The organism is Pseudoduganella aquatica, from assembly GCF_020865585.1.
Classification (GTDB): Bacteria; Pseudomonadota; Gammaproteobacteria; order Burkholderiales; family Burkholderiaceae_D; genus Rugamonas; species Rugamonas aquatica_A.
In genome coordinates this window covers 312,457-325,643 of the sequence record NZ_CP086370.1, presented here as the reverse complement: position 1 = coordinate 325,643, position 13,187 = coordinate 312,457, and the positions used below count along the sequence as shown (strand labels likewise).

The 13,187-nt window shown below is 65.7% G+C and carries 13 protein-coding genes; 4 read left to right on the top strand and 9 right to left on the bottom strand.

All coding sequences use genetic code 11. The features are described 5' to 3' along the window. Positions 1–102: 102 nt before the first annotated feature. Positions 103–906: an SDR family NAD(P)-dependent oxidoreductase gene (locus tag KT882_RS01390; protein ID WP_228894172.1), complete on the bottom strand. Its 804-nt coding sequence runs from the start codon at positions 904–906 to the stop codon at positions 103–105. A gap of 88 nt (positions 907–994) precedes the next feature. Between KT882_RS01390 and KT882_RS01385 the strand changes: the two genes are divergently transcribed. Continuing rightward, positions 995–1,936 carry a GlxA family transcriptional regulator gene (locus KT882_RS01385; RefSeq protein WP_161070297.1) on the top strand — a complete coding sequence of 314 codons (942 nt, stop codon included), beginning with the start codon at positions 995–997 and terminating at the stop codon, positions 1,934–1,936. Here KT882_RS01385 and KT882_RS01380 read toward each other — a convergent pair. After that, positions 1,933–5,409 (bottom strand): response regulator, encoded by a 3,477-nt coding sequence (locus KT882_RS01380; RefSeq protein ID WP_228894171.1) that lies wholly within the window; start codon positions 5,407–5,409, stop codon positions 1,933–1,935. The two genes, KT882_RS01385 and KT882_RS01380, sit on opposite strands and share 4 nt — an antisense overlap. 74 nt (positions 5,410–5,483) lie before the next feature. Next, positions 5,484–5,927 carry a MarR family winged helix-turn-helix transcriptional regulator gene (locus KT882_RS01375; protein WP_161070299.1) on the bottom strand — a complete coding sequence of 148 codons (444 nt, stop codon included), beginning with the start codon at positions 5,925–5,927 and terminating at the stop codon, positions 5,484–5,486. Positions 5,928–6,051: 124 nt separating this feature from the next. On the opposite strand from KT882_RS01375, the gene KT882_RS01370 reads away from it, so the two are divergent. From KT882_RS01370 to KT882_RS01360, 3 genes are all read left to right on the top strand, one after another. Further along, positions 6,052–6,273: a YgaP family membrane protein gene (locus KT882_RS01370; RefSeq protein ID WP_161070300.1), complete on the top strand. Its 222-nt coding sequence runs from the start codon at positions 6,052–6,054 to the stop codon at positions 6,271–6,273. Beyond that, a complete protein-coding gene (locus KT882_RS01365) occupies positions 6,260–6,778 on the top strand; it encodes an RNA polymerase sigma factor (protein WP_228894170.1) in 519 nt (172 codons plus the stop codon). Before KT882_RS01370 ends, KT882_RS01365 begins: the two co-directional genes overlap by 14 nt. Before the next feature lie 253 nt (positions 6,779–7,031). Then, positions 7,032–7,991, top strand: a complete 960-nt coding sequence (locus KT882_RS01360) for an IS110 family RNA-guided transposase (protein ID WP_228893647.1) — start codon at positions 7,032–7,034, stop codon at positions 7,989–7,991. Positions 7,992–8,076: 85 nt separating this feature from the next. Here KT882_RS01360 and KT882_RS01355 read toward each other — a convergent pair whose 3' ends face one another. The 6 genes from KT882_RS01355 to ccoN are packed head-to-tail and all read right to left on the bottom strand — an operon-like array spanning position 8,077 to position 13,148. Further along, positions 8,077–8,592, bottom strand: coding sequence for a FixH family protein (locus KT882_RS01355; RefSeq protein ID WP_228894169.1), 516 nt, complete (start codon positions 8,590–8,592; stop codon positions 8,077–8,079). 11 nt (positions 8,593–8,603) lie between these two features. Further along, positions 8,604–9,980: a cytochrome c oxidase accessory protein CcoG gene (ccoG, locus tag KT882_RS01350; protein WP_161070303.1), complete on the bottom strand. Its 1,377-nt coding sequence runs from the start codon at positions 9,978–9,980 to the stop codon at positions 8,604–8,606. Next, positions 9,955–10,929, bottom strand: coding sequence for a cytochrome-c oxidase, cbb3-type subunit III (ccoP, locus tag KT882_RS01345; RefSeq protein ID WP_161070304.1), 975 nt, complete (start codon positions 10,927–10,929; stop codon positions 9,955–9,957). The genes ccoG and ccoP overlap by 26 nt, the downstream gene beginning before the upstream one ends. Next, on the bottom strand, positions 10,922–11,080 hold the full coding sequence (locus tag KT882_RS01340) for a cbb3-type cytochrome oxidase subunit 3 (protein WP_161070305.1): 159 nt from the start codon (positions 11,078–11,080) through the stop codon (positions 10,922–10,924). The genes ccoP and KT882_RS01340 overlap by 8 nt, the downstream gene beginning before the upstream one ends. Before the next feature lies 1 nt (position 11,081). Next, the gene (gene ccoO, locus KT882_RS01335; protein ID WP_161070306.1) at positions 11,082–11,696 is read right to left on the bottom strand and encodes a cytochrome-c oxidase, cbb3-type subunit II; all 615 of its coding nucleotides are present in this window, start codon (positions 11,694–11,696) and stop codon (positions 11,082–11,084) included. A gap of 30 nt (positions 11,697–11,726) precedes the next feature. Beyond that, positions 11,727–13,148 (bottom strand): cytochrome-c oxidase, cbb3-type subunit I, encoded by a 1,422-nt coding sequence (gene ccoN, locus KT882_RS01330; protein WP_161070307.1) that lies wholly within the window; start codon positions 13,146–13,148, stop codon positions 11,727–11,729. Positions 13,149–13,187 lie beyond the last annotated feature (39 nt).

Sequence of the window (13,187 nt, the reverse complement as noted above, 5' to 3'; positions counted from 1 at the left end):
GAGTCTAGTGACGCCGCCGCCAGCGCGCATTGCCCATGTGACGAAGCAGGCAAGGCGCGGGACGGATTCTGCGGCGGCGCCGCAGTTTTGTACAGCGCTCTATCAGGCCGTGTAGCGCGGGGCTGCCTTGCTGCGCGACAGATTGGGGCCCATGGCCAGGCGGGCCGCTTCGAACTTGTCCCAGTCGGCGCGGTCCGGCAGGGACGGTATGGTCACCACTTCGCCCAGGTCCAGGCCCGCCAGCGCGGCGTCGACCAGGTCGTCCACGCTCATCACGATCTCGCTGGGCAGGTGGGCCACCGGCACGCCGGCATGGTCCCAGAACTCGGTGCCGGTGGCGCCGGGCAGCACGGCCTGCACGCGCACGCCCTTGGCGCCCAGCTCGTGCTGCAGCGACTGCGTGAACGCCAGCACATAGGCCTTGGTGCCGCCGTAGGTGCCGTTCAGTACTTCCGGCGCCACCGCCACGATGGAGGCGATGTTGATAATGGCGCCATGGCCGCGCGCTGCGAAGCCCGGCGCCACGGCGCGCGTGAGGCGGGTGAGCGCGTGAACGTTCAGGAAGATCATGCGGTCCAGGTCTTCCTGCTTCGAGTCGACCAGCGGTGCGGTGGCGCCCAGGCCGGCGTTATTCACCAGCATGGTGATGCCGACGTCGTTCGCCAGGCGGTGCTGCACCAGCGCCAGGCCGGCTTCCTGCGTCAGGTCGGCGGGCAGGATCTCCACTTTGCGGCCGGTGCTGGCGCTGACGCCGTCGGCCACCGCTTGCAGGCGTTCGCGGTTGCGGGCGACCAGGATCAGGTCGTAGCCGCGTTCGGCCAGGCGCTGCGCATAGCGCGCGCCGATGCCGGTGGAAGCGCCGGTGATGAGGGCGATGCCGGACTCGGTGCTGTTGTTGGTCTTCATGTTTGCTGTCCTTGAAAGTGGTTGACAAGAGCAGTGTAGGCTTCTAAATTGAGTCCCGTATGCCTTATATACCTCGTTTTGGGACATCATGACACGCAAAATAGCCCTGCTGCTCTTCCCCCGCTTCCAGGTGCTGGACCTGGTGGCCACCACCGTGTTCGAGGTGGCCAATGAACTTAAGGGCGAAGCCTGCTATGAAGTGGCGCTGCTGTCCGAGCACGGCGGCGCGGTATCCAGCTCCTCCGGCGTGCCGGTGCTGACGCAGGCGTTCGGCGGCCATAGCTTCGACACCGTGCTGGTGGCGGGTGCCATGGAGCAGATCGTGTCGACGCCGGGCTTCGTCGGCTTTCTGCGCGCGGCCAGCGCGCTGTCGCGCCGCACGGCCAGCATCTGCACCGGCGCCTTCCTGCTGGCGGAAGCGGGCCTGCTGGACGGCCGCCGCGCCACCACGCACTGGTGCCAGGCGCGCGATCTGCAGCGCATGTATCCGAAAGTGAAGGTGGAGGAAGACCGCATCTATATCCACGACGGGCGGGTCTGGACTTCGGCCGGCATGACGGCCTGCATAGACCTGTGCCTGGCCATGGTGGAGGCGGATCACGGCGCGGAGCTGGCGAAGGCCGTGGCGCGCAAGATGGTGGTGTACCACCGGCGCAGCGGCGGGCAGTCGCAGTTCTCCGCGCTGCTGGAGCTGGAGCCGAAGTCGGACCGTATCCAGGTGGCGCTGACCTACGCCAAGAGCAATCTGCGCAAGCCGTTGTCGGTCGACGAGCTGGCGGACGCGGCGCACCTGAGCCGGCGCCAGTTCAGCCGCACCTTCCGCATGGAGACCGGGCAGTCGCCTGCGCGCGCGGTGGAGGGGTTGAGGGTGGAGGCGGCGCGCGCGCTGATCGAGGCGGGCGGCCATGCCATAGACGTGGTGGCGCGCGAGACCGGCTTTGCGGATCCGGAGCGCATGCGGCGCGCTTTCCTGCGCGCTTACGGCCAGCCGCCGCAGGCCATCAAGCGCGCCGCGCGCGGGCAGGCCTAGACGCTGTTTTCCTCGCGCTCCAGCCAGTCGGCCGCCTGCTGCAGCGTGGCTTCGAGCACGCCGCGCACGCCGGCGAAGATGGCGGGCAGTTCATCGGTGCGTTGCTGCACGATAGCGTTTTCCGCATCCAGCGTGGCCCGCACCAGGCGCTTGGCGCCCAGCACGCCGACGGCACCGCGCAGGCTGTGTAGCAGCCTTGCCGCCTCATTGGCGCGGCCTTCGCTCAGCGCCAGATCGGCTTCGTCCAGCGGCTGCATGCCGCTGTCCAGCGCGCCGCGCACCATCTTGAACATGACCTGGCGGCCCCTGGGATCCTGGCCCATGACGCGCATCAGGCTGTCCATGCTGAATAGCGGTTCGGCCGGTTCGGCGGCGGGGGATGCGACGGTGGCCTCAGGCGTGGCTGGTGGTACGCTCTGCTGCGCACTGAGCCCATCCGGCAGGTGGCGCTGTATCACCGCAAGCATTTCCTCCACCACCACCGGCTTGGGGATGAAGTCGGTAATGCCCGCCTCCAGGCAGCGGTCGCGCTCAGAGGCCAGCACGCCGGCCGTCATCGCGATGACGGGCAAGTCCAGCTTCAATTCGCGGCGCAGCATGGCGGTGGCGCTGAAGCCGTCCAGCACCGGCATCTGCATGTCCATCAGCACGATGTCGTAGCGGCCGGCGTCCGTGCGCAGCATATTGAGCGCCTGCTGGCCGTCGTCCGCCACCTCCAGCGTGGCGCCGGCCAGCTCCAGTATGCCGCGCGCCACGGCCTGGTTCAGCAGGTTGTCTTCCACCAGCAGGAAATGCCTGCCCTTCAGGCGGTTGGCGATGCCCTCCGCCTGCACGCTGTGTTCATCGCCGCCCTTGGCCACCAGCGCCTGGTGCAAGGCGTCGAACAGGCTGGAACTGGTGATGGGCTTGACCAGCACGACGTCCGCCTCCGGTGCGCCGGAAATCTCCTCCAGCTTGCCGCGCGCGAAGGCGTTCACCATCACCACGATGGGCTGCGCCTGCGGCCCTGCCGCCGCGCGTATGGCCTTGGCCACCGCCACGCCGTCCAGGCCCGGCATATGCCAGTCGGCCAGCACCACGCTGTAAGGCTGGCCGGCCTCCTGCTGCGCGCGGAAGCGCGCGACGGCCTCGGCGCCGGACGCCACCTCGTCCGCCTCCCAGCCCCAGGCGCGTATCAGCTTGCCCACCAGGCTGCGCGTGGTGCCGTTGTCGTCCGCCACCAGCAGGCGCTGAGGACCGAGCGCGGGCTGGCGCTTTTCGGGCGCCGGCAGCACCGCGAACGGGAGGCTGAACCAGAAGCGGCTGCCCTCGCCTTCGACCGTGTGCACGGCGATCTTGCCGCCCATGAGTTCTATCAGCCGCTTGGTGATGGCCAGCCCCAGGCCGGTGCCGCCGAAGCGCCGCGTGATGCTCTCGTCGCCCTGCGAGAAGGCGCTGAACAGCTGCCCCAGCTGCGCCTCGCCCATGCCGATGCCGGTGTCGCTCACTTCGAAGCGCAGCATGGCGTAGTCCGCCGCGGCCTGTTCCAGGCTCACCCGCACCACCACCTCGCCCTGCTGCGTGAACTTGATGGCGTTGCCGGCCAGGTTGACCAGGATCTGCTGCAGCCGCAGCGCGTCGCCGTGCAGCAGGCGCGGCACGTCCGGCTCCACGGCGATGGCCAACTCCAGTTCCTTCTCGCCGGCGTTCATGGTCATGGTGGTGGCCAGGGTGCCGATCACGTCGCCCAGGTCGAAATCGGTGGGAGCCAGTTCCATGCGTCGCGCCTCGATCTTGGAGAAGTCCAGCACGTCGTTGAGGATGCCGAGCAGGGTCTGGCCCGAAGCCTGCACCATGGTCAGGTATTTGCGCTGCTGCGCGGTCAGCGAAGTATTGCCGAGCAGGTAAGCCATGCCCAGCACCGCGTTCATCGGCGTGCGGATTTCGTGGCTCATATTGGCCACGAAGTCGCTCTTGGCGCGGTTGGCCGCCTCGGCGCGGTCGCGCGCCTGTTCCAGCTCCAGCGCGCGCGCCTGCACCTCGCCCTGCAGGCGGTGGCGCTCGGTGATGTCGGAGATCATGGCCAGCACCTTGGTGCCTTCGCCGGTCTGGATCGCGCTCAGGTTGATCTCGACCGGGAAGCGGCTGCCGTCCTTGCGCTGGCCGAACAGCGCGCGGCCGTCGCCCATGCGCACCGGTTCGGGCGTCAGCCGCGTCGATGAAAAGCCCACGCGCAGGCGTCCGTGTTCCTCGCGCTGCGCCGACGGCAGCAGCACTTCCACTTTCTGCCCCAGCACGTCCGCGCGCTGGTAGCCGAAGTAGCGCTCTGCCTGGCGGTTGAAGGTTTCGATGCGGCCGTCCGCATCCACCACCACATAGGCGTTGGGCGCCAGCTCGATCAAATCATTCAGGCGCGCATCGGCGGCCTGGCGCTCCTGCATCAGGCTATTGAAGGCCGCCGTCAGGTCGCCGATCTCGTCCTCCTGCCGCACCGGGATGGGCGTGAAACCGGCGGCGTTGCCGTGCATGCGCTGGATGGCGCCGCGCAGCTGCGCCAGCGGCGACATCAAACGCATGGTCAGCCAGCCTATCAGCGCGGCCGCCGCCAGCGAGGCCAGGCAGCTCCACGCGGCCAGCCGCAGCAGCATGCCCTCGAAGGGCTCGAAGGCCTCGTCCACCGGCAGCGAAGCGGCCAGCACCCAGTCCACCGACTTGAGCGTCTTGAAGCTGTTCAGCGCGCGCATACCCCCGCTGTTGGTGCTGATCACCGTGCCCTCGAAGCCTTCGTTGAGTGCGCGCGTGGTGGCCGGGTTGGCATTGGCGGGGCGCGGCTTGAGCAGGCGGTTCAGGTCCGGATACAGCACGTACAGCGGCACCTCGGCGCGCGTGACGGCGAAGTAGTAGCCGGTGCGGCCCACCTTGGCGGTGCGCAGGTGGCCCAGCACGTTGTCCTTGTACAGCCGCAGCACGCCGATCAGCACGGCCTGCACTTCGCCCTTCTGGTCCAGGATGGGCGCGGCCATCTGCACGATGGGCTGCTTGCCGGCGCGGCCTACCACCGGCTCGGCGATGAGGGGCTGGCGGGTGGCCATCACACGCTTGAAATAGGCGCGGTCGCTGGCGTCCACGCCCACGCGGCCGCTCACTACCGGCAGGTCGGAGATGACATGGCCTTGCGGGTCGAGCACCAGCACGTCGTCGAACAGGGACAGCACGGCGCGGTCGGCGTAGTAGGCGCGCAGCGCGGCGGGGTCATGGGAGATGCCCAGCGGCTGGTTTTTCGCCGACAGGGCGATAATCCCCAGCAGCATGTTCAGCTTGTCGTCCAGCTCCTCGGCGGTGCGGTTGATCAGCGCCGTCTGCTGGGCGAACAGCACGCGCGTGAAGTCGGCCTCCATGCGCTGCATCTGCGCCACGGTCACGAGCGCCACCATGACCACCGAGGTGAGGCTGGTGGCCAGTGCAACCTTGACTTTGATGCCGAGAGGTTTCATGTCTTCCTTGGACGGGGGCGCTGGGGAATTCTCCTATCAAAGTGACGTTTTGGCAAGGTGCGCGGCGTGGTCTTTCAGGAAAGATTGCCGTTCAGTTTATCCAGCCCGCTCGCCAGCTGCTCCACGTCCTGGTGGGTGATGGCGCAGGCGTGGGCGAACTGCTCGCTCACGCGCAGGCCGGCGGCGCGCAGCTCCCGCCCCTTGGCGGTCAGGGTCAGCACGCGGTTGCGCTCATCCAGCGGATCGCGCCCGCGCAGCAGATAGCCTTCCGCTTCCAGCCGCTTCACCAGCGGCGTGATGGAGCCGGAATCCTGCTGCAGGCGCTGGGCGATGTCCTTGATGCCCAGCCCTTCCTGCTCCCACAGCACCACCATCACCAGGTATTGCGGGTAGGTGAGGTTGAGGGCGGCCAGCAGGGGCTTGTAGTGCTGCGTCATTTTCAGCGACGTGGAATACAGCTTGAAGCACAGGTGCTGGTCCAGCGTGGGCGGCTTGGGTGGGTGTTTAGGGGCGCTCATGTGGCGTAGCCTAACAAAATATTTTTGAATCCGCGAATCCAAATGCGGTTTGCCCGCCTCTTAGTAGCCGAGGGACTTCCTCATGTTGGCAATCTGTTAGCAATCTACTCAAAAGGAGAGCAAAATGTTCTATGTTAAAAATGTACCAAATGGTGAGCGCGTGCTGCGCGTGGTGGCCGGCCTGCTGGCGGTGGCTTTCAGCCTGGTGAGCGTGGGCGGCGTGCTGGGCGCGGTGCTGGCGGCGTCGGCGGGCGGCATCGTCGCCTCCGGCCTGTTCGGCTTCTGCCCCATGTGCGCCATGGTGGGCCGCCGCCTCGATAAAGCGAAAAAGAATGGCACTCTCTGAAACACACTTGCCGGTGCTGGACGCCGCCCACCGCGGCGATCCGGCGGCACTGGCCCAGCTGCTGCGCCTGTGCCAGCCCGATATCCGCCGCTACGCCCAGCGTTCCTGCCTGATCAGCGACGTGGACGACGCGGTGCAGGAGGCGCTGCTGGTGCTGTCGCGCCGGCTCGAGGCGGTGCGCGTGCTGGCGGCCTTCTCCGGCTGGCTGTTCAAGGTGGTGCAGCGCGAATGCCGCCGCCTGGGGCGCGTGGCGCTCAACTTCGATCCGTATGACGAGGCGCGCGCCGAGCAATGGCTGGCCGCGCAGGACACGGCGGGACTGCGCGCGGACCTGGTGAACGCGCTCGAGTCGCTGCCCGTCGATTACCGCCAGGTGATTTTGCTGCGCGACTTTGCTGAAATGAGCATCGCCGAAATCGCGGAGGAACTGGCCTTGACGGTGCCTGCCGCCAAAAGCCGCTTGCACCGCGCGCGCCAGATGGCGCGCGAATATTTGATTGCCTGATTGGCCGGTGGCGGGGATGGAGAGCTGCGGCTGATCCGGCGGGTTACGCTGCGCTAACCCGCCCTTGTATTATTCCATCTGCCCCGAAAACGGAACGTCGGGGCAGAGCAACTGGATGCCGTACCCGCCCTTGGTCGCCAAGATCGTGATGTAGATTTCGCAGCAGTTGCTCTTATTCCATTAAAGATCGAACAGTATCTTTGGCCCGGCGTGCCGTGAGCCCGCATTTGCAAGGTTGATCAGGAGAAGAGTAATGTTGTGTCTTGGTATAGATGTCGCCAAATTGAAGGTCGATTGCGCACTGCGCCTGGAAACGGGCAAACACCGTGCGAAAGTTGTAGAAAACACCCAGGCTGGCTTTGCCAAACTGGAAGCGTGGCTGCAGAGTCATACGGACGGGTTGCCCCATATCTGCATGGAGGCCACTGGCGTCTATTGGGAGGCGATCGCGGAGTTCTTTGCCCGTCGGGGCTACCGCGTCAGTGTCGTCAATCCGGCCCAGATCAAGGCGTTTTCCCAGGCGCAGCTGGTGCGCACCAAGACCGACCAGGTCGACGCCAAGGTCATTGCCGAGTTCTGCGCCAAGCATGGTCCGGAAGCATGGCAGCCGCCGCCGCTGAGCGAACAGGAATTGAAAGCGATGGTGCTGCGCCTGGATGCGCTGCTGGCCATGCAGACGCAGGAAACGAACCGCCTGGACGTGGCGCGCGAATCGGTCCGGGCCGATATCGAACAGCATATTGCCTGGCTCGGCGAGCAGATTAAACAGCTGCGCAAGCGCGTACGTGATCACATCAACGACGATCCCGACATGCGCGGCAGACGCGACTTACTCGATACCATTCCCGGTGTCGGGGACAATACCATTGCGTTACTGCTGGCCTATGGCATGCATGCCGGGCGCTTCGACAACGGCCGGCAGGCTGCCGCCTTTGCAGGCCTCGATCCGCGCCAACATGAGTCCGGATCAAGCGTGAAGCAGCGGCCCCGGATGTCCAAGATCGGCCACGCGCATCTGCGCAAAAATCTGTACATGCCGGCTATGGTGGCGCTGTACCGCACCGACTGGGGGCGCCAGTTCCGCACCCGCCTGGAAGCAGCAGGCAAGCCGGCCAAGCTGGTGATCGGCGCCATGATGCGCAAGCTCGTCCACGTTGCTTTCGGCGTCTTAAAATCTGGCAAACCATTCAATCAGGAGCTTCAAAACGCTTGACCGGCATAACAGTATCTACGCGGAGCACGGTGGCGGATGAAGATTGTAGGGCGGGTTAGCGGCGCAGCCGCGTAACCCGCCATGCTCAATCCGCCCGCACCGTCACTTCGCGCTGCGCCGGCCACTGCCAGCTGCCTTCCAGGCGCCAGCTGCGGCCTTCGTCCTCCAGCAGCACTTGCCAGCGGCTGCGTTCCAGCATGGGCAGCGGCGCTTCGAAACTGCCGTCGGCCGCCGGCGCCAGTTCCAGCTTGATGTCGCGTTCCGGCTGCGTGGCGTGCGCCAGGTGCAGCAGCACGCGCGGCGGCCTGGCCTGGTCCGCGCCGTCCACGCGGCCGGACAGCACGCCGCGCGCCACGTCGTAGCGCAGCTCGGCCGACAGCCCGAGCGCGCTGGCCGCGCGGTCGCGCCGCAAGTCCTGGTTGATGGCCTTGCCGCGCTTGTAGTAGTCGCCCACCACCAGCGAGTCCGGCTGCGAGAAGGCCAGCCAGCCCGTGTACAGGCCGCCCACCAGCGCCAGGCACGGCCCCAGCATCAGCAGCCACGGCCAGCGCTGCGACCACCACGGCTGCGCCGCCGGCAGATTGAGTTGATGGCTTTGCATAATCCTCTCCTTCACGAGCGCGGCACGATGAACACCGCGTTTTCCCTGACCTTCAGCGCAGGATCGTCCAGCGCCGTCAGCTCGATGGTGATCTTGTTCGAGCCCTTGGCGCCGTCGCCGTGGGCGGCGCGCAGGCGTACCGGCACGGCACGCGTTTCGGTGCCGGCCAGCGTCACCTGCTGCTCCGTCACCAGCTCCAGCGACGGCATGCCGGACACGCGGATGCGGTAGCTGTGCGCCTGCTCGGACGTGTTCATGATCTGCAGGCGGTAGACGTTTTCTATCATGCCGTCCTCCACCTCGCGTCCCATGGCGCCGCGGTCGCGTATCACGTCCATTTTCAGCGGCGTGCGCAGCCACAGCGCCGTGCCGACCGCGCAGATGATCGCCAGCAGGATGGCGCTGTAGATCAGCACGCGCGGCCGCAGCGCATGCTGGCGGATCTGCCTGTGTGTGTAGCCTTCCGCCAGCGCGTGGTCGGTGCTGTACAGCACCAGGCCGCGCGGCTGGCCTATCTTGTCCATCACGCTGTCGCAGGCGTCCACGCAGGCGGCGCAGCCTATGCACTCGTACTGCAGGCCCTTGCGGATGTCGATGCCCACCGGGCACACCTGCACGCACATGGAGCAGTCGATGCAGGAGCCGCCGGTGTTTTTATTCAGTGCGCCGCGCGGCTCGCCGCGTTTCGCGTTGTAGGTGATGATCAGCGTGTCGCGGTCGAACATCGAACTTTGGAAGCGGGCGTAGGGGCACATGTATTTGCACACCTGCTCGCGCAGCCAGCCCGCGTTGCCGTAGGTGGCCAGGCTGTAGAACAGCACCCAGAACCATTCCCACGGGCCGAAACTCAGATGCAGCGCTTCCAGCGCCAGCGACTTGATGGGCGTGAAGTAGCCGACGAAGGTGTAGCCGGTCCACAGCGCCACCGTGCCCCAGGCCAGGTGCTTGCCGCCCTTGCGCCACATCTTGTTGAAGGTGAGGCCTTCCTTGGCCAGGCGCATGCGCGCGCTGCGCGTGCCTTCGAATTTGCGCTCTATCCACAGGAAGATTTCGGTGTACACCGTCTGCGGGCAGGAGAAGCCGCACCACACGCGCCCGGCGATGGCGGTGGCCAGGAACAGCAGGTAGGCGCAGATGATGAGCAGCGCCGCCAGGTAGATGAAGTCCTGCGGCCACAGCACCAGGCCGAAGATGTAGAACTTGCGCGCCGCCAGGTCGAACAGCAAGGCCTGGCGGCCGTTCCATGTGAGCCAGGGCGTGCCGTAGAAGGCCAGCTGCGTGAGCCAGACGAAGACCCAGCGCAGGCTGGCGTAGCGGCCCGCCGTCTCGCGAGGATAGATCTCCTCGCGGGCGGCGTACATCTTAATGACTTGTTCCGGCGCGTTCATTGCTGTTGCCTTGTGCTGGAGCGGCTGCCACAGCCGGTTGATTCGACAAGCCCCATACGTAGGCGGCCAGTACATGCACCTTGCCTTCGCCGAGGAAGTCCGCGAAGGCCGGCATGGTGTTGTTGCGGCCCTTGCGTATGGTTTCCATGATGGTTTCGGCGCTGCCGCCGTACAGCCAGACCTTGTCCGTCAGGTTGGGCGCGCCCAGGGCCTGGTTGCCGGTGCCGGCGCCGGTGTGGCAGCCCATGCAGGCGTTGAACTTGCTCTTGCCGAACACGGACTTGATCGGATCGGCCGCGCCGCCGGAGAGGCTCAGCACATAGTGCGCCACGTTTTCCACGTCCTTGTCCGAACCGAGCGCCGCGCCCATGGGCGGCATCACGCCGTGGCGGCCGTTCATGATGGTGGTCTTGATCACGTCCGGCGCGCCGCCGTACAGCCAGTCCTTGTCGGTCAGGTTGGGGAAGCCCTTGTTGCCGCGCGCGTCCGAACCGTGGCACTGCGCGCAGTAGGTCAGGAACAGGCGCTCGCCTATGGCCTGCGCTTTCGGATCAGCGGCCACCGCCGTCAGCTCCTGCTTCAGGTACTGGTTGAACAGCGGGCCGTATTCGGCCTCGGCCTGTTTCAGTTCGGCGCCGTACTGGCCGCTCGATTTCCATCCCAGCTTGCCGGCGTAGTCGCCCAGGCCGGGGTACAGGAACAGATAGGCCAGGCCGAACACGATGGTGATGTAGAACAGCCACATCCACCAGCGCGGCATGGGCGTATTCAGTTCGGTCAGGTCCTCGTCCCAGATATGGCCGGTGGTGCCGACCGGTGCGTTCACGTCTTTCAGCGCCTTGACCTTGTGCTTGGACTGCGAATACAGCAGCACCGCGCAGCCGAACACGCCAAGCATGGTGAGCGTGATGATGTAGTAGTTCCAGAAGCCGCTGGTGAAGTCAGACATGGTCGTTCTCCTCGTCCGCGAACGGCAGTTGCGCCGCTTGCGCAAAGCCGGCCTGGTTGCGGCGCGCGTATGCCCACGCGACGATGCCGATGAAGGTGATGAATGAGATGACGGTCATCACGCGGCTGGCGTTGTCAAACAGGTTTTCCATGTCAGTTCCTCGTCTTGATCTGGGTGCCCAGGCCTTGCAGATAGGCGATCAGGGCGTCTTCCTCGGTCTTGCCTTCCAGCTCGGCCGGGGCGGCGGCGATTTCCGCGTCCGTGTACGGGTCGCCCAGGCGCTGCAGCGCGCGCAGGTGCGGCACGATGTCGGCCGGCTTGAGCGCGGACTTGGCCAGCCAGGGGTAGTTCGGCATATTCGATTCCGGCACCACGTCGCGCGGGTTGGCCAGGTGGGTCTTGTGCCATTCGTCGCTATAGCGGCCGCCCACGCGCGCCAGGTCCGGGCCGGTGCGCTTGGAACCCCACTGGAAGGGGCGGTCGTAGACGAATTCGCCGGCCACCGAGTAGTGGCCATAGCGCTCGGTCTCGGCGCGGAAGGGGCGCACCATTTGCGAGTGGCAGTTGTAGCAGCCTTCGCGCACGTACACGTCGCGGCCGGCCAGGCGCAGCGGGCTGTATGGCTTCAGGCCCGCCACCGGTTCGGTGGTCGATTTCTGGAAGAACAGCGGAACTATCTCCACCGCTCCGCCCACCGACACCACCAGCGTCACCAGCACGATCAGCAGCCAGGGGTTCTTCTCTATCCATTCATGCGAAAATTTCATTTGATAGCTCCGTAGTGGTTGTCCTGAAACTCAGGCGGCTTTGAGTTCGGGGATGCGGGCGGTGGCGGTGTCGCGGCCGCGCAACGTCATCCAGGTGTTGTAGCCCATCACGCACATGCCGCCCAGGTACAGCAGGCCGCCGCTGAAGCGCACCACGTAGTAGGGGTAGGTCGCCTTCACGCTTTCAACGAAGGTGTAGGTCAGCGTGCCGTCGGGATTGACCGCGCGCCACATCAGGCCCTGCATCACGCCGGCGATCCACATGGCGGCGATGTACAGCACGATGCCGATGGTGGCGACCCAGAAGTGCAGGTCGATCAGCTTGACGCTCCACATCTCCTTGCGGCCGGCCAGGCGCGGCAGCAGGTAGTAGATCGAGCCCATGGTGATGAAGCCCACCCAGCCCAGCGCGCCGCCGTGCACGTGGGCGATGCCCCAGTCGGTGTAGTGCGACAGCGCGTTGACGGTCTTGATCGACATCATCGGGCCTTCGAAGGTGGCCATGCCGTAGAACGACAGCGACACGATCATGAACTTGAGGATAGGGTCGGTGCGCAGCTTGTGCCATGCGCCGGAGAGCGTCATCATGCCGTTGATCATGCCGCCCCACGACGGCGCCAGCAGGATCAGCGAGAACACCATGCCCAGCGACTGGGTCCAGTCCGGCAGCGCGGTGTAGTGCAGGTGGTGCGGACCGGCCCACATATAGGTGAAGATCAGCGCCCAGAAGTGGACGATGGACAGGCGGTAGGAGTACACCGGCTTCTCGGCCTGCTTGGGAATGAAGTAGTACACCATGCCCAGGTAGCCGGCGGTCAGGATGAAGCCCACCGCGTTGTGGCCGTACCACCACTGGATCATGGCGTCCTGCACGCCGGTGTACATGGAGTAGGACTTGGTCAGCGAGGCGGGCATGCTCATGCCGTTCACCACGTGCAGCAGGGTCACGGCCAGGATGTAGCCGCCGAAGAACCAGTTGGCCACGTAGATGTGCTCCACCTTGCGCTTGATGACGGTGCCGAAGAACACTACCGCGTAGGCGATCCATACCAGCGCGATCAGGATGGTGATGGGCCATTCCAGCTCGGCGTATTCCTTGCCGCGCGTGAGGCCCATGGGCAGCGTGACCACGGCGCTCAGGATCACGGCTTGCCAGCCCCAGAAGGTGAAGGCGGCCAGCTTGTCCGAGAACAGCCGCACCTGGCAGGTGCGCTGCACCACGTAGTAGGACGTGGCGAACAGGCCGGAAATGCCGAACGCGAAAATGACGGCGTTGGTGTGCAGCGGACGCAAACGCCCGTAGGTAAGCCAGGCGATGTCCAGGTTCAGGCTGGGCCAGGCCAGCTGGGCGGCGATGATGACGCCAACCAGCATGCCGACTATGCCCCAGACTACCGTGGCGATCGCGAATTGCTTCACGATCTTGTAGTTGTAGTTCAGAGTGTGATCCACTTTGTGTTCTCCCAAGAACGCTTTGATGATGTATGTCAA

What these genes read in the sequence shown, in the direction of transcription:
- KT882_RS01365 (WP_228894170.1), top strand. Translation starts at nt 6,260, where the DNA reads ATGGCACTCTCTGAAACACACTTGCCGGTGCTGGACGCCGCCCACCGC.
- KT882_RS01360 (WP_228893647.1), top strand. Translation starts at nt 7,032, where the DNA reads ATGTTGTGTCTTGGTATAGATGTCGCCAAATTGAAGGTCGATTGCGCA.
- KT882_RS01385 (WP_161070297.1), top strand. Translation starts at nt 995, where the DNA reads ATGACACGCAAAATAGCCCTGCTGCTCTTCCCCCGCTTCCAGGTGCTG.
- KT882_RS01340 (WP_161070305.1), bottom strand. Translation starts at nt 11,080, where the DNA reads ATGGAAAACCTGTTTGACAACGCCAGCCGCGTGATGACCGTCATCTCA.
- ccoP (WP_161070304.1), bottom strand. Translation starts at nt 10,929, where the DNA reads ATGTCTGACTTCACCAGCGGCTTCTGGAACTACTACATCATCACGCTC.
- KT882_RS01355 (WP_228894169.1), bottom strand. Translation starts at nt 8,592, where the DNA reads ATGCAAAGCCATCAACTCAATCTGCCGGCGGCGCAGCCGTGGTGGTCG.
- KT882_RS01380 (WP_228894171.1), bottom strand. Translation starts at nt 5,409, where the DNA reads ATGAAACCTCTCGGCATCAAAGTCAAGGTTGCACTGGCCACCAGCCTC.
- KT882_RS01390 (WP_228894172.1), bottom strand. Translation starts at nt 906, where the DNA reads ATGAAGACCAACAACAGCACCGAGTCCGGCATCGCCCTCATCACCGGC.
- KT882_RS01370 (WP_161070300.1), top strand. Translation starts at nt 6,052, where the DNA reads ATGTTCTATGTTAAAAATGTACCAAATGGTGAGCGCGTGCTGCGCGTG.
- ccoO (WP_161070306.1), bottom strand. Translation starts at nt 11,696, where the DNA reads ATGAAATTTTCGCATGAATGGATAGAGAAGAACCCCTGGCTGCTGATC.
- ccoG (WP_161070303.1), bottom strand. Translation starts at nt 9,980, where the DNA reads ATGAACGCGCCGGAACAAGTCATTAAGATGTACGCCGCCCGCGAGGAG.
- KT882_RS01375 (WP_161070299.1), bottom strand. Translation starts at nt 5,927, where the DNA reads ATGAGCGCCCCTAAACACCCACCCAAGCCGCCCACGCTGGACCAGCAC.